This is a genomic window from Mesotoga sp. H07.pep.5.3 (assembly GCF_002752615.1).
GTDB lineage: Bacteria > Thermotogota > Thermotogae > Petrotogales > Kosmotogaceae > Mesotoga > Mesotoga prima.
The window spans coordinates 119,726-135,205 of the sequence record NZ_AYTV01000021.1; the positions used below are offsets into that span (position 1 = coordinate 119,726).

A 15,480-nucleotide genomic window follows, 5' to 3' on the forward strand; every position below is an offset into this window, starting at 1 on the left:
GATGAAGTTTGATCAACTGGAGACAGAGAGATCTAATCCCAGAACGAGGAATTTAGATGAGCTATCGACGTACGAGATGCTTAGAATTATGAACGAAGAGGATGCAACAGTTCCACTGTCTGTTAGAGAGGTTCTCAATGAAGTTGCCTCTGCGGTTGAGTTATGCGTCAGGTCTCTTGAAATGGGAGGAAGAATCGTATATGCCGGTGCGGGCACAAGCGGCCGTCTAGGCGTTCTTGATGCTGCGGAGGTCGTTCCCACTTTTGGCGTTTCGAAAGACCTGTTTGTAACCATGATAGCCGGGGGCCAGGAAGCCCTCGCAAATGCAGTCGAACAAGCCGAGGACAGCATTGAGTTAGGCGAAGAAGAAGCAAAAAAGGTAGATATAACTGAAAAGGACGCGGTAGTGGGGATCTCGGCATCGGGACGGACACCTTATGTGGAAGGAATACTGAAGTACGCGAGAAAGCAGGGAGCCAGAACCATCTTGATATGCAACGTCGGGACTCCCCGGCTCACCGAGCTTGCCGATGTTACGATAGCCGTCAGGACCGGCCCCGAAGTGATTACCGGCAGCACAAGGCTGAAGGCCGGTACGGCTCAGAAGATGGTCTTGAACATGATCAGCACGATCACGATGGTCAAGGTCGGCAGAGTCTTCGGAAACTACATGATAGGGGTGAAGATCCTCAATCGCAAACTGGTGGATAGGGCAACCAGAATAGTCTCGGAGATCAGCGAGCTCTCTTACGAAGAATCGGAGAAGATACTGGAAGCCTCAGGCAGGGAGGTCCCTCTAGCAATTCTCATGGCCCTTACCGGTCTCGGAAAGGAAAAGTGTGAGGAATCTCTCAAACGCAACAGGGGTCATGTGCGTTCGGCTCTCAAAGAACTTGGAGGGGTGAGTTGATAGAAGCGGGAGCTCCGGTCTACTACCGGATATATAAAGAACTTAAACGACGGATAGGAAAGGGAGTCTATTCGAAGAGACTTCCGACCGAAAAGGAGCTCTGCAATGAATTCAACGTAAGCAGACTTACGCTTCGAAGGGCTTTGGACGAGCTTAAAAGAGAGTCGGTTATCGAGTCTGCCAAAGGCCGGGGAACCTTTATTGTCGACGAGAAGCGAGAGGAGAGCATAAGCTCTCTTACAGGGTTCACCGAGGAGGCCGCCCGAGACAAGCAGAGGGCAAGATCCGTTGTCCTGAGCGATGGGTTGATGGTTCCGTCGGAAGAGATCGCAAAGCTCTTCGGAATTCCCGATGACGCGATGGTTGTGTTGCTGGAAAGGGTAAGATATCTCAACGACGAGCCCTACGGAATTGAAAGGGCTTACCTGAACCCGCTGGCAGATATCAGGATTCTCAACATCGTGAACAGAGATATGAGCGAGGCATCGCTTTATAATATCCTGAAGAACGAGCTTTCACTTGTTCTCGATCACGCGTTGGAGAACATCGAGGTCTGCAGACTGACGAAAGAAGAGGCTAAGCACCTCAAGGTCAACGAGAATAGCTATGGAATAAGACGCGAGAGACAGACATTTACCGACAAGAACATCTGTGTTGAAGTGGTGAGATCCGTATACAGAGGCGACCGTTACAGACTTAAAGTTGTGAGGAGAGTAGAATGACCAGAAAGATAATAGCGATGGATGGAGGCGGGACGAATCTTAGAGTCACTTGCATATCCAGCGAGGCCAGGTTCAGGAAGAACTATGGCACCGGAGTCAATATTACGGCTGTCAGTAGCGCGAATTTAGTATCGATCTTCTCGCTGGTTCGAGACGACGTTGGAATTCCCGATTACATAGTCGCGGCCTTCTCCGGCGCTGGAGACAAGACTCGCGAAGAAAAGCTGAGACAGGCGCTGCATTATGTTTTCGGCAATATTGAGATTGAAGTTATCATGGATATAGAAGGTCTGTACAGAGCTGCCGTCGGAGAGGCTAGAGGTGTCGTGGTCGTTTCGGGAACGGGATCGACAGTCTACGGTCATGACCGGGAAGGAAAGGCCGTCAAGTCCGGCGGCTGGGGCCATATCTTCGATGACGAGGGAAGCGCCTACTGGATTTCTAAGGAATTGATCACTGCCTCTCTGAAGTATAGGGACGGTCTGATTCCTCACGACCCCATCTTCGACAAATTGGTCGAGTTCTTCGAAATGAGTACTATTGAAGAGCTCGTAAACCTCACCCTCATGCCCGACATGAAGACAGAGATAGCGTCTTTCAGCAGGGTGGCGCTTGAAAACCCCACCGGGCTTGCAAGAAGAATCGCTGACGAAGGAATAGAGATACTCGCAAAGAGAACACTCAATGTCCTGGAAAAAACAGGCGAGGTAGAAACCATCCATACATTTGGTGGTTCCTTTGCCTCGGCCTACTATAACAATAAGTATTCAGAGATGATAAACAATCACAGGACAACGCTCTTCACGGGCAATGTCGATGAGATCCTTGCCGAGCAGGCATTCGAGAAACTCAATAGATCCTGAACTCTCTTACTAGATTCTCGAACTCTCTCTGCTCGTCTTTCCACAACCCGGAAAGTTCGGCGGCCGTGGCTCCTTCCAGGAGCCTTTCTCTGTACTGCTCGTCGCCCATTATAAGGTCGAAATGGTACCTGCCGTCCCACATCTTGTTCAGTGGGATGCTGGTTCCGTGATAATGAACATCCCAGTCGAATTTTTCCGGCCAAAGCTTCATGAGAGTGGCGATAATATCTAGGGCAAGTTCCAAAGGTTTGATTGCGTTTCTATCAGTAACATAGAACTCGAGGCCATTACAGGGCTGGTCGTGAAGCTTGAATGCTCCCGGAATGAAACTCCTCTCTCTGAAGGCAACACCGCGATGATCGTGCTCTTTAAGTTCCTTATAGAGCGGTGCCGAGTCGATCCATGGCGCTCCTATGTATTTGAAGGGATGAACAGTACCGCGCCCCATTGACAGGTTCGTGCCCTCGAAGAGGCAGAAGCCCGAGTAGAGTATTGCGTGCTCGAGCGAGGGAATATTCGGGGAAGGTGTGCTCCAGAGATGACCGGTCTCATCATAGTACATATGCTTCTCGTAATTCTCCATCGGAACTACTGTAAGATCGGCACCGATATCGAAGACCTTGTTGAAGTACTTTGCCACCTCTCCAACGGTCATGCCATATCTCAGAGCCAGGCCGTACCCGCCGACAATGCTGTCAAGCCTCTTCTTTATTGTGGGGCCCGCGATCTTGCATGAAAGCGGATCTGGTCTATCGAGGATGACTACCTCTATCCCCCTTTTCGCGCACTCCTCCATTGAATAGACGAGGGAGTAGAGATAAGTATAGAATCTAAGACCTACGTCCTGAATATCGTAAACGAAGGCATCGATTCCGGAAAGCATCTCTTCCGTCGGTCTTATCACATCTCCAAAGAGCGAATAGATCGGTATACCATACTTTGGGTCCACCGCGTTGTTGACGCTCACTCCATCGGCTGCGGCTCCCGAGATACCGTGCTCGGGTCCGAAAAGCTTCACGATGTTGAATCCCCCGTTCAGCATGAGATCGACGTTGATTTTCAGATCTCCGTTTACGCCGCTCGAATTCGTCAGCAACCCGATCCGTTTCTTCTTCAGTATGTCGCTCTCTAAGAGACAGTCTATACCAAGCTTAACTTTCATACCCAGCACCTCACTTTATTGCTCCTTGCGTCATGCCCGTTATAAACTGCCTGGAGAACAACAGGAAGAGTATTATCGTTGGAGCGACGGCCAGCGTAAGCCCCGAGAACAAAAGATGCCACTGGTTCACATACTCCCCGAAGAAGATCGAAACTGCCAGAGTGATTGTCGCCTTCGATCTATCCGTGATGAAGATGAGCGGGAAGAAGAAGTCGTTCCATACGTTGACGAAGCTGACGATCGAGACTATCGACAGGGCAGGCTTGACCAGAGGAAGAATTATTCTCCAGTAAATCTGCATCGGAGAGGCACCGTCGATTCTTGCAGCTTCTGAAAGCTCGTTAGGGACTCCGTCAATAAAATTCTTCAGAAGGAATACGGAGAACGGGATGTTGATTGAAGTGTAGATTATTATCAGTCCCAGTAGCGAGTTCGTCAGATCGAAGTTTCGCATCAGTATGAATATAGGAATAATAGCGAGTCTCGCCGGAAAAGCCAGACCCAGCATAGAGTAAATAAAGAGGAATCTTCTTCCTTTGAAAGTGTACTTCGAAATCGCGTAGGCGAACATCGAAGAGACAATTACAATACCGATGACGGATACCCCGGCAACGATCAAACTGTTCTTGTAACCCGTTCCTATTCCGGCCTGTTGCCATGCCTTCGAATAGTTTTCGAAGAGGACTTTCGACGGGAATGAAAATGGTTGCAAATAGATCTCTCTCATTGATTTGAGAGAGTTCATGATCATAATGAAAAACGGAACCAGAATGATCAAACAGTAAACAACCAGAAGGAAGTAGACTACGATTTTACCGAAAAGGCTAAGCTTCAGCATGATTCATGAACTCCTTTGTCTCTTCTCGACTATGAAGACATACAATATAGAGACGGGCATGACTATGGCAAAAATGAAGACCGTTACCGAAGCCCCCAGCCCCATATCAACGGCTCCGCTACCAAGTCCACCGAAGGCCGTTCTGTAGAAAAGCGTTCCGAGAACGTCTGTAGATCTGTAGGGACCGGCTTGAACGCCTTCCAGAGCATATACCATGTCGAATATATTGAAACTCCAGATGAAGAGGAGAATTGCTAGCGTTCTGAATGTGGAGAATGCCAGCGGGAATATGATTCTCCAGGTTATCCTCCAGTTGTTCGCTCCGTCGATATAGGCGGCTTCTATCAGTTCGGGTGAAATATCCAGAATCGCCGCCAGAATTACAAGCACATAGAATCCGAGATTTCGCCACACGTTTACAAGAATTATTGTTGTAAGAGCTGTGTTTGCCTGACCTAACCAGGGTTGGGCCAAACTCCCCAGTCCGACAGTTCTTAAGAGCTGGTTCACCAGTCCGGCCTGAGGATTCAGAAAGAGAACCCACATGAAGCCGACCAGAACTAGGGGTATCATATTCGGGATATACGTGATTACCCTGAATACTCCGGCTCCCTTTATCTTGCTTGCCAGCATCAAAGCGATTAAAAAGCCCAGTCCAAGTTCGAGAATCGTGAGCATTATGAAGAAGTAAACGTTGTGGAAAAATGCGTTGAACAACTCCTTGGAAAAGCTTCCGGAGAAGAGAGTCTGAAAGTTCTTCAGTCCGACGAAGGTTCTCGGCCCCACGCCCGACCAGCTGAAGAAGCTCAGAATTAAGCTGTCAAACAGCGGATAGATTATGAATATCGAATACAGGATTAGAGCAGGTAAGATGAAGACGAGAAGGTATCTGAGTTTTATTTGCATCTTCGTTCTCCTCTATAAACTCCTCCCCGCCTACCGGCGGGGAAGAGAAAAAATCTATCGTTTACTGATTCATCAAAGGTGGGTACCACTGAGATATTGCGTCCTGAGCCATCTGAGAGAGTCCTTCGGGGGTAAGCTTGCCTGCGTAAAGAGCTTGCATTCCCGGGCTGAGAACGTCGTCGTACAGAGAAGGCTTCTGTGTCGTGAAGACAGATCCTACCCAGTAGACCCATGGAGAAGCGTTGTTGTTGTAGACATCCAGAACTTCTTCAAGAAGAGGATCCGGTGGAATCGATGCTCCGAGAACGGCAGGGATGTTGTAGGTGATTCCGGCGAATATCGTTCCGAATTCAGGTGTAGCACAGAACTTGATTATCTCCTTGGAGTCCTCGAGGTTCTTGACATTAGATGTCAATGCTATGGCTCCGTCGAGATACGTGTAGGCATAAGGTGTCTGATCCTCGGTAAGTGGTGGGACCATGAAATATCCGACATTTAGATCTGGATTCAGATCTTTCCATGTCTGGTAACCCCAGGCGCCGTAGAACACCATCGCTGCCTGGCCGAAGGCAAATGCCGCGTCCTGATCTACAGTCGTGTTTCCCATGAAACCGTCCTGATAGTAAACCTTCAGGTCGTTCAGTCTCTTGTTCAGATCGGTGAACTTTGGATCGAGGAAGTTTGTTTTGCCTTCTGTTAACGCCTTTATCCAGTCGGGTCCAAGCACACTGACACCACACATCGCGTGCTGCATCGTGAGTGCCCAAGCTTCCTTCCCGTAGAGGAAAAACGGTGTGATTCCCTTGTTCTTGATAACTTCAGCGTTGGCGACTAATTCATCCCATGTTGCAGGTTCCTCTAGTCCGAATTCTTCGTAATAGTCTTTGTTGTAGAATATTCCAACTACTTGGACTGCAAAGGGAACTCCGTAAACCTTATCTTGCCAGGTAACTGAGTTCAGAGCGGCCTGCGGGAAGTTCGACATATCCGTAAACTCGTCGATTGGAAGGTAAAGGCCATTCTCGATCAGAACCTGAGTCCTTCCTCCGGGAAGTCTTCTGGAGTATACGATATCCGGACCTTCGCCGGTCTGGAGAGCAAGGGCAACCTTCGAGTCGTATTCCGTTGGTGCGAATGCCGTGTATTCGATCGTGATGTCGAGACCTTTGCTCTTCAAAGCCGCTTCGACTTCTTCCCATACCTGAGCATCCTGCGTCCGCCAGCTCCAGATTGTGACTTTGCCGGCAAATGCGCTTACAGCAATGATCGCGACCAAAGCCAGTAACAAGAATTTCTTCATACTTTCCCCTCCTACAAAATAAAGTTGAGTACATACTTACGGTATAACACAATAGAAATATCACAGATCAAACAAAACCCGGTAAAGACCGCGCTTGCCATTCATAGAAATAAAGAAGAACAAGAACTTATGTCCAATATTGTTAGTATGATTATACAATATGTACTAATCCAAAATAAAACTCCGAAAACCATTGCACAGGCAAGATCAGTAGAGCTCATTGCCAGAATTCAACACTATGCCGGCCTCAATGCAAGACAAGAGAGATCGATCCTGCAAAATTCCATTTTCCACGCAAACAAACTACCTTTAGTGAGAAAATATCAGAAATTCTTCAATACAAGCATCCATGAAAACCCGCTAATTTGAGACTACTTATTCAAGAGTGTGGTTTAGGTGGGAAATTGACTTCATGAAAACAGACTAATCGGATAGAATCATGATATAAGTAGTAAACACGACATCAGATGATCCCGTCAACCGGAGTTTTGTGATCACTGCATTGTCTCTTGGAGGTGGCAGATGGAAAGGGTTATCGTAACTATTGAGGCCAGTATGGAAGGTACTGTTGATAACTTCCTGTTGATGAGACACAGAGATGTCGAGTACCTAAAAGAGGCGCTTGTCACGGATGATTTCGAAAGAATGATGGAGATTGTGAAAAACTTGAGTGAAGAGGGAAGATGCTGCGGTTTTGACTTCATTGCTTCGATTGGGACGAAGCTCTTCGCCGCCGCCTCTGAGAAGAACAAGCTGGCCGCCGAAATTTGCGTGGACCTTTTCAGCTGGTATATGACGAGAATCAGGACGGAAGTATTCGGAGAGTGATACAGTTTCATACGAAGAGAGGTCTTGGAGGTTACGATTGATTCTGAAACCCATGGAGCAGCCGGTTTTACCGGAAAGGATATCAGATAAACCTGCAATAGCCATCACCGAAGGTGATCCTGCCGGGATTGGGCCGGAAATCGTCTCGAAAACCATCGCCAGTGGAGAGATCTTCGAGATCTGCAGACCGATTGTGATAGGTGAGTTCGGGACTCTTCAAAGAGAAATAGACAGAAACCATTTAGGCATGAAAATAGAGACGGTCTCCGAGATAACCGATCAGACGGAATTCTCCCCGGGAACTCTCTCTTTGATCGACATGGCAAACCTCTATAGACTTCCGGAGTATGGAAAAGTCGATAGAGCATGCGGGAGAGCGGCTTTTGAATTTCTCGAGAAGGCGGTAGAGCTGGCAGAAGAGGGAAGAGTGTCTGCAATTACAACCGCCCCAATAAACAAGCTTTCTTTAAAGGCTGCGGGAATACCTTATGCGGGGCACACCGAGATTCTCGGCGCCCTGACGGAGACAATAGATCCCCTGACGATGTTCGAGATCGCGGGAGAGATGAGAGTTTTCTTTCTCTCCAGACACCTGTCGCTAATAGACGCCTGTAGAATGGTCAAGAAAGACAGGGTCTACAATTACATATTGAGATGCGAAGCTGCTCTGAAACGGCTTGGAATACAGCTGACGAAGCCGATCGGTGTGGCGGCTCTCAATCCTCATGGGGGAGAAGGCGGTCTCTTCGGAAGCGAAGAAACCGAAGAGATTATTCCGGCAGTAGAACTAGCAAGAAAGAAGGGCATAGATGTTGTTGGTCCCATAGGTGCCGATTCGATCTTCAATATGGCGAGGAAGGGTGTCTTCTCCGCCATCATCTCTATGTATCATGATCAAGGACACATTGCAACGAAGACCCTCGATTTCGAGAGGACGGTCTCAATAACCCTGGGAATGCCTTTTCTTAGAACTTCCGTGGATCACGGAACGGCCTTCGACATAGCCGGAAAGGGAATCGCCGATCCCACAAACTTGATCGAGGCAGTGAAAGCCGCGGCTCGATATTCTTAGATTCAGTCAATCTTCTTCATTGGGCGGTTTGATGTCGATTTAGGCTTCATGAAAGTCTGTTGTGATTGCTTGACAAGTATCATGCCCGGCTGCTTTTACTAAGGTCTTCAAACATTAGCAAATCGATTTTTCAAAAACCGAGTCCCTTTTCAGCTTTGGTTCAGGGTTTCTGCACGGGATCTTATTCCTACATTATTGCTCTTCCTCACATGATCAATGTAGCGTAGAAGAAAATAAGCATCGGAAAGATTCGTGGAATATCTGGAGGATTCTCGTAAATCTAATGCAAAAAACCGAGTCTGTCCTTTTTCAACAATATCCGCTTTCGTGATCTTTCGACTACCTGCTTTCTGAAGATTTTCCATGCTTCTTTCGAGTAGATTCAATTTGATGCAACGTTAGAGAATGCAGGAGAATAGCAGCGCTTCCCTGAAGCGAAGCATGGAATGGTCTATAATAGAAGATCAAATACTTTTCCAGAAAGGAAGCTTCATGAATACAGTTGAAGGCCGAAGAGTCGATCCAATGGTATCCAGCGAAAACTCCAACGAAGGATTCAATGCGATAAGCCATATATTGGCTGCCGTTCTTGGTCTTGCAGGGCTGGTTCTGCTAGTTGTTTTTTCTGCCATTCAACAGAAGTGGCTCCATCTGGTAAGCTTTTCGATATACGGAACGACCGTCGTCGTTTCAATGACCTTGAGCGGTCTTCTCCACTTCTTTCTCTGGTTCAGAAAGTATTACAGGATCTTCGCGATCCTCGATCACAGCGCAATATACTTGCTTATCGCCGGCACCTACACCCCTTTCTGTCTCGTTGTAGTAGGAGGCTGGGTTGGCTGGACGGTCTTCGGGATAATCTGGGGACTTGCCATCCTCAACATCGTGCTGAAGTCTGTTTTCTTCTCCACTATGCCGCTATGGGTTTCGATGGCGGGCTATCTCTCGATGGGGTGGCTGTCGCTTGCCATGGTCTACAGTGTTTACATACGTCTGGGGCTATCGGCAATCCTCCTTCTGCTTCTCGGCGGCTTCTTCTATACTGTGGGCGCGGTGATCTTCATACGTGAGAAACCGAATCCCTTCCCCGGTAAGTTCGGTAACCATGAGATCTGGCATATCATGGTTATGCTTGGCAACCTTACCTTTCTCCTGATGATGTTTATCTACGTCTTGCCTCTCTAGAAACTGCCATCACATGATATTAACGGAATAATCGAATCATTCTGGATTATTCGGTCATAGGTGTCCCAGAACGCCCATAGTCGTTCTAGAATTGCTTTGGACCTAAGTTACTAAGGTGTTAGAATAAATGCAAACGTTTCCGCAAACGTTTGCGGCATCGTTGGTGAATTTGGAGGTGTCCCGAATGGCTAGAATCACCATAAAGGATGTTGCAAAGTCACTTGAGCTTTCAGTATCGACTGTTTCTCGAGCCCTGAATGATAAGGGGGATGTTGATGAGAAGACCAGAGAGAAGGTTAAGAATAGAGCGAGGGAACTCGGTTACACGCCAAACATGATGGCGAAGGCGCTAAAGGGAAAGACGCTTGGGTTGCTCGGAGTAATAATTGATGACAATACTAACCCTTTTTACGCGGAAGTCGTTAAGGGAATGGAGAGAGAAGCTAAGAAGCATGGATTCCACCTTCTTCTTGTGAATACTGCTGCTGATTACGAGGAACAGGTCTTTGCGATCGAGTTCTTGCAGAACAAGGGAGTAGACGGAATCCTTATCGCTCCTGTCGATGATACGAAACCTGTCGAGATGGATGGTATCAAGGTACCTTTTGTAATAGTCGGTAGGCACTTCGAGAAGAGCGATTTCTGTGAAGTCTACAATGATGAGGAACTTGGGGGATACATCGCAACTCGACACCTGCTCGAAGCGGGACGCTCAAACATTATCACAGTTCAACCGGATATGAATATCTTCCCTACCCGGGGAAGAAGTCTCGGCTATAGAAATGCGCTGCAGGAATATTCCGCTGAATCTGCAAATTCGGCCATCGAACTCAAATCTTCTCCAGAAAACGCCGGGAAAGTTGTTCTAGAGTATCTTGAATCCAGCGGAACTTGCGATGCAGTTTTTGCCTACAACGACATGTATGCTCTCGAGATAATCGCCCTACTACGTTCTAAGGGTATAAGAGTTCCCGAAGAGATTGCGGTGGTCGGATATGATGACATACCATATTCGGTTTATGTATGTCCAAAGCTTACTAGCGTTGCGCTTGATAAGGATTGGCTCGGAAGAACCAGTACCGAGATGCTCATCAAGATGATCAAAGGCAAGAAAATTAGAGAGAAGAGATATGTGCAGAAACCTGTTCTCAGAGTTAGAGACTCTGGGTAGGAATAACCGAACAAGGGAGGGGTTTTTTGTGAAGAAACTGCTTGTTTTCTCATTGTCAGCCTTACTTTTCTTCTCAGTCTCTGCTTTTGGATTAGTCACTCTCGAATACTGGACGGGTTTTACAGGGCCCGACGGTAGTTTCATGCAGGAACTTGTCGACAAGTTCAACGAAGAACACAAGGACGAGATTCAGGTAAACATGAGCACCATGCTATGGGCGGACTATAACACAAAGGTGCCCATAGCACTTGCAAGCGGAAAGGGACCGGATGTTGGTATTGCCCATGTGGACAACATCAGAAGTTTTGTGAGTCAGGGAATGCTTCTACCTTTGGATGAGTACCTTGAGATCATGAACATGAAAGAGGGAGACATAGTCTCTTCGGTTTGGGATGCCGTTCATGTAGACTCAAGTGTGTACGGAATTCCACTTGATGTCCATCCTCTCGTCTTCTACTGGAACAAGGACCTTTTCGAAGAGGCCGGTCTCGATCCAGAGAATCCTCCGACGACTCGAGATGAATTCGTTGAGGCCGCGAAGCTTCTTACGAAGGACACTAACGGAGACGGAACAATCGACCAGTGGGGCACAATGATTCCAGTAGGTTGGCCTAACTACTTCATATGGTTTTCTACCTTCTTCTCCAATGGGGGAGTGCTGTTCAACGAAGATTTGACGAAGGCCGCCTTCAATAGTCCTGCCGGAATCGATGCAATGCAGTTCTTGGTGGATCTGGTTTTCAAGCATAAGGTTTCGCCAGAAAAGGTACAGGTCGACGCAGACATCGACGCTTTCAAGAGAGGTACCTGCGCAATGGAATTCAACGGAATCTGGATGCTGACTGACTACATGAAAGTTGAAGGTTTGAATTTCGGCGCCGGGCCGGTCCCACAATTAGGGTCTGAAAAGCCGGCAAACTGGGCCGGTTCTCACACTATGGTCATCTACAAACAGAGAAAACAGGACAAAGAAAGAACTGAGGCCGCTGCCAAGTTCATAAGCTGGATAAGCAATCACAGCTACGAATGGGCACTTGCAGGCCAGATTCCCGCTAACATCTCTGTTCAGAATAGTCCAGAGTTCCTGTCCTTGCCGTATCACAGCACAATTGCCAAAGGTGCTGAATACGTTGTTTTCCCGCCTTTCTTCCCAAAGTACGGCGATGCTACAGGCCCGATATGGGAAGCGTTGAACCTTACCATTTTGGGACAAAAAACGGTTGAACAAGCTCTTAGCGACGCGGAAAGAATAAGCAACGAAATTCTTCAAGACTAACTGAACCTTATGTCCCTTCCGGAGAGGTTTTCCGGAAGGGATATTCATCGAGGAGGTTCTCTTGAGAACAAAGAAGGTTATTCCATATATTCTCATTCTGCCCCATGCGGTGTTCTTTGGCGTGTTTTTCATTTTCCCGTTATTCAAGAGTGTTTATATGAGCCTCACAGAGTGGGGATTGTTTCAAGGCATGATTAAATATGTCGGGTTGGATAATTACGAGAAGATCTTCGATTTCAGTGGATATAGATCGGAATACTTCTGGAAGGCAATATGGGTAACCGTTCAATTCGTTATCTATTCTGTACCCGTGCTTGTTTTTGTTGCAACCGGGCTGGCTCTTATGCTAAACAGCAAGAAGCTGAAGGCAAAGAGCCTGCATCTTACGGCGACTTTTGTTCCTACCGCGCTCTCCGTAACCGTCGTGGCTGTAATGTGGAGATGGATATTGAACAATCACTCCGGCCTGCTGAACTACGTTCTGAGTTTCTTCGGCATCGACAAAGTCCCCTGGCTCACAGATCTACCCTGGGTTTGGTTTTCTATTGTCATCGCGACAGTATGGTGGACAGTAGGCTGGAACACCGTGATCCTTCTGGGCGGGCTCAAAAAGATTCCCGATTCTCTGTATGATTCTGCCAAGGTCGATGGGGCAAATTCAATTCAAAGGTTTTTCTATGTAACGCTTCCCGGTCTCAAGCAAGTGATGATGTTTGTAGTCATAACTCAGGTACTTGCCGGATTCGGGTTGTTTGCTCAACCTCAACTGATGACTGGCGGTGGTCCCGGGAGGGAGACGATTCCGATAATGCTCCACATTTATGGAGAGGCATTCAACCCTTCGAGGCCGAGAATGGGTTACGCAACAGCCATGTCATTAATCACGGGAGTGATAGTAGTTTCCGTAACCTTCCTCCAGTACTATCTCTTCACAAGAAGTAGCAAGGAGGACCGGCGATGAGGAGAAGAGGTTTTGGAATAAACATAGTTGCTTTACTGATCTCTCTCATATTCCTTTTCCCGCTTTACTGGACTTTCCTGACCGCATTCAGAACTGAAGCCCAGATACTGGCCTGGCCGCCTGACTTCTTGCCAAGAAACCTTACAACTTCGAACTTCAAAGAGGTTCTGTCACATCCTCACGATACTCCAGTTTTTCGGTGGTTCTTAAACAGTGTGATCGCCGCCGTGAGCTACGCAAGCCTTTCAGTGTTTGTGGGGATTCTTGCCGCCTTCGCTCTTGCAAGGTTGAAATTCAGATTCAGAGATACTTATTTCAAGCTGATGCTGGTTTCCATGGCGGTACCTGGGATGATTCACTTTCTTCCCAACTATACTACGGTAGAAGCCTTTGGATGGACAGACAGTCTTATAGCGATAATCGTTCCGGGTCTGGCCTCCACTTTTGGAATCTTTCTCTTGAGGCAGTTTTTCATAAGCATTCCGAGAGAAATCGAAGAGGCTTCTATAATAGACGGGGCAAACATCAGGCAGCGAATCCTTTACATTATAGCGCCCCTTGCGAAAGAGTCAATAATCATTCTATGGGTGATGAACTTCATGTCCAACTGGAACGACTACTTATGGGCGCTTGTCGTTCTTTACTCTCCTGAGAAGAGGACCATGCCGGTAGGAATCTCGACACTTCAGGGGAAGTACGTTACGCAGTACGGCCCTTTGATGGCCGGTGCTCTCTTTGTTGCCGTTCCCTCAATACTGATATTCCTCCTGGTCCAGAGGTACTACATTAAGGGAATAGACATAAGCGGAGGAGTAAAGGAGTAATGCTCATGAAGAGACTATTCGTGATTTTTCTATTCTTGGCGGTGGCTTTCAGCGGAATAGCTTCGTTTGTCAAGATATCACCCGCCGGAAAGTATTTCGAACACAACGGAAGAGCGATTGTTCCTGTGGGATTCAATGACGCAATAACCTGGCCTTCATTGATTTCTCTGAGCTATGGCAACAAGGAGGCCGCCGAGGAGTACTTCGAGAAGCTCTCCCACTATGGAGTGAATACACTGAGAATCATGTTTGAATATGCACAGGACAGGTCTGGTCTATCACTTTTCGAGTCACCGCTCGGAACATACAACGACACCGTGATAGGTATATGGGACAACATAATCTCTCTTGCCGAGAAGTACAATATCTACCTCATAATAACGCCCTGGGACCCTTTCTGGATGTATGAAAACTGGGATGTAAATCCTTACAACGCCGACAACGGCGGCCCGATATCTACAATGGCCGAGTTTCTTACAGATGAAGAAGCGCTGGAATGGCAGAAGGCCAGATTTAAGTTCATGATCGAAAGATATGGAGCAAGCGAGCAGATTCTTGCATGGGAGCTAAACAACGAAATCGAGTTGTGGTACGGTCACATCTTCTATAAGGCAGATTACTCAGTTGGCAATGAAGCGAGAAAATGGATCGAAGAGATCTCGACTTTCATAAGGGCGTTGGAGAGAGATCTCTACGGAGAAACTCACCTCCTGACAGTCTCGACTGCGAAGCCTGCCCTTACGGGTATTCTGTCCGGAAAGCTCTACAGATTCGATCACATTGATTTCTTCACTACACATTTCTATTTTGACACGATAAAGGATCCGAAGGATCCCATAAAGATCGCCGAAGACGTCGTAATGAACATAAATTACCACAATTATCTCTTCAACGATTCTATTCCATTCATGGACAGCGAGAGCGGACCCATAGATCGATGGCCTCAACCCTCAAGATTCGATACGGCCTGTTATAAGGCATTTTCCTGGGCCCACCTTGCTTCGGGAGGTACTGGAATCGGAATGCGGTGGCCATATACTTCTCCACACCTCATGCCTGATTATCTGCTGCAAGTTCTGAAACCGATCTCACAGTTCATAGAATCCGAAGGAATCGACTGGCTCGATTTCTCGGGAATCAATCTTGATAACGAAATCATCATTAGTTCAGATAAAGATATATTTCATACATGTAGCGGGAATAGTTTCGAAAATCTCACCTCGGTGATCGGATGGGTCGCTTCCAAAGAGACAATTGGAAATGTAGTTATTGAATCTTCTGCTCTTGATGAGGGCACTTACTTACTTGAGATTTGGAGCGACAGTTACGAAAGGGATGTCGATTCCTATATTTTAGGCTCTTTTGAGTTTGATTCGAAAGGCGACTTCTCTCTGCAGCTATCTATAGATCAATCCAGTTTTGCATACAAGATTTACAGGATAGAATCATGAATTGGGGCAAA

15 protein-coding genes are annotated in these 15,480 nt (G+C 47.3%); 11 read left to right on the forward strand and 4 right to left on the reverse strand.

The window, feature by feature from the left end; all coding sequences use genetic code 11:
• Nucleotide 1: 1 nt before the first annotated feature.
• The 3 genes from murQ to V513_RS08615 are packed head-to-tail and all read left to right on the forward strand — an operon-like array spanning nucleotide 2 to nucleotide 2,495.
• Nucleotides 2-910, forward strand: a complete 909-nt coding sequence (gene murQ / locus V513_RS08605) for an N-acetylmuramic acid 6-phosphate etherase (protein ID WP_014731916.1) — start codon at nucleotides 2-4, stop codon at nucleotides 908-910.
• A complete protein-coding gene (locus V513_RS08610; protein WP_014731917.1) occupies nucleotides 907-1,632 on the forward strand; it encodes a GntR family transcriptional regulator in 726 nt (241 codons plus the stop codon). Before murQ ends, V513_RS08610 begins: the two co-directional genes overlap by 4 nt.
• Nucleotides 1,629-2,495 (forward strand): BadF/BadG/BcrA/BcrD ATPase family protein, encoded by an 867-nt coding sequence (locus V513_RS08615; RefSeq protein ID WP_014731918.1) that lies wholly within the window; start codon nucleotides 1,629-1,631, stop codon nucleotides 2,493-2,495. Before V513_RS08610 ends, V513_RS08615 begins: the two co-directional genes overlap by 4 nt.
• On the opposite strand, the gene V513_RS08620 is transcribed toward V513_RS08615, so the two are convergent.
• From V513_RS08620 to V513_RS08635, 4 genes are all read right to left on the reverse strand, one after another.
• Nucleotides 2,482-3,657 carry an exo-beta-N-acetylmuramidase NamZ family protein gene (locus V513_RS08620; protein WP_099772405.1) on the reverse strand — a complete coding sequence of 392 codons (1,176 nt, stop codon included), beginning with the start codon at nucleotides 3,655-3,657 and terminating at the stop codon, nucleotides 2,482-2,484. The two genes, V513_RS08615 and V513_RS08620, sit on opposite strands and share 14 nt — an antisense overlap.
• 10 nt (nucleotides 3,658-3,667) lie before the next feature.
• Nucleotides 3,668-4,495, reverse strand: coding sequence for a carbohydrate ABC transporter permease (locus V513_RS08625; protein WP_006489409.1), 828 nt, complete (start codon nucleotides 4,493-4,495; stop codon nucleotides 3,668-3,670).
• A gap of 3 nt (nucleotides 4,496-4,498) precedes the next feature.
• Complete coding sequence (locus tag V513_RS08630; protein WP_099772406.1) at nucleotides 4,499-5,401, reverse strand: carbohydrate ABC transporter permease; 903 nt, start codon at nucleotides 5,399-5,401, stop codon at nucleotides 4,499-4,501.
• A 61-nt stretch (nucleotides 5,402-5,462) separates the two neighbouring features.
• Entirely contained in the window at nucleotides 5,463-6,701 is a 1,239-nt protein-coding gene (locus tag V513_RS08635) for an ABC transporter substrate-binding protein (protein ID WP_014731920.1), read from the reverse strand.
• 522 nt (nucleotides 6,702-7,223) lie between these two features.
• Between V513_RS08635 and V513_RS08645 the strand changes: the two genes are divergently transcribed.
• The 8 genes from V513_RS08645 to V513_RS08680 all read left to right on the forward strand — a co-directional run bounded on the left by V513_RS08645 (nucleotide 7,224) and on the right by V513_RS08680 (nucleotide 15,469).
• The gene (locus V513_RS08645) at nucleotides 7,224-7,529 is read left to right on the forward strand and encodes a cytoplasmic protein (RefSeq protein WP_099772408.1); all 306 of its coding nucleotides are present in this window, start codon (nucleotides 7,224-7,226) and stop codon (nucleotides 7,527-7,529) included.
• Nucleotides 7,530-7,581: 52 nt separating this feature from the next.
• A complete protein-coding gene (gene pdxA, locus V513_RS08650) occupies nucleotides 7,582-8,601 on the forward strand; it encodes a 4-hydroxythreonine-4-phosphate dehydrogenase PdxA (protein WP_180274866.1) in 1,020 nt (339 codons plus the stop codon).
• A 492-nt stretch (nucleotides 8,602-9,093) separates the two neighbouring features.
• On the forward strand, nucleotides 9,094-9,786 hold the full coding sequence (gene trhA, locus V513_RS08655) for a PAQR family membrane homeostasis protein TrhA (RefSeq protein WP_099772505.1): 693 nt from the start codon (nucleotides 9,094-9,096) through the stop codon (nucleotides 9,784-9,786).
• 184 nt (nucleotides 9,787-9,970) lie between these two features.
• Nucleotides 9,971-10,957: a LacI family DNA-binding transcriptional regulator gene (locus tag V513_RS08660; protein WP_180274858.1), complete on the forward strand. Its 987-nt coding sequence runs from the start codon at nucleotides 9,971-9,973 to the stop codon at nucleotides 10,955-10,957.
• 28 nt (nucleotides 10,958-10,985) lie between these two features.
• Entirely contained in the window at nucleotides 10,986-12,233 is a 1,248-nt protein-coding gene (locus V513_RS08665) for an ABC transporter substrate-binding protein (protein WP_180274859.1), read from the forward strand.
• A gap of 61 nt (nucleotides 12,234-12,294) precedes the next feature.
• Nucleotides 12,295-13,194 (forward strand): carbohydrate ABC transporter permease, encoded by a 900-nt coding sequence (locus V513_RS08670; RefSeq protein ID WP_014731926.1) that lies wholly within the window; start codon nucleotides 12,295-12,297, stop codon nucleotides 13,192-13,194.
• Nucleotides 13,191-14,018: a carbohydrate ABC transporter permease gene (locus V513_RS08675; RefSeq protein WP_014731927.1), complete on the forward strand. Its 828-nt coding sequence runs from the start codon at nucleotides 13,191-13,193 to the stop codon at nucleotides 14,016-14,018. The genes V513_RS08670 and V513_RS08675 overlap by 4 nt, the downstream gene beginning before the upstream one ends.
• A 5-nt stretch (nucleotides 14,019-14,023) precedes the next feature.
• Nucleotides 14,024-15,469 carry a cellulase family glycosylhydrolase gene (locus tag V513_RS08680; protein WP_180274860.1) on the forward strand — a complete coding sequence of 482 codons (1,446 nt, stop codon included), beginning with the start codon at nucleotides 14,024-14,026 and terminating at the stop codon, nucleotides 15,467-15,469.
• The last annotated feature ends 11 nt before the right edge of the window (nucleotides 15,470-15,480 follow it).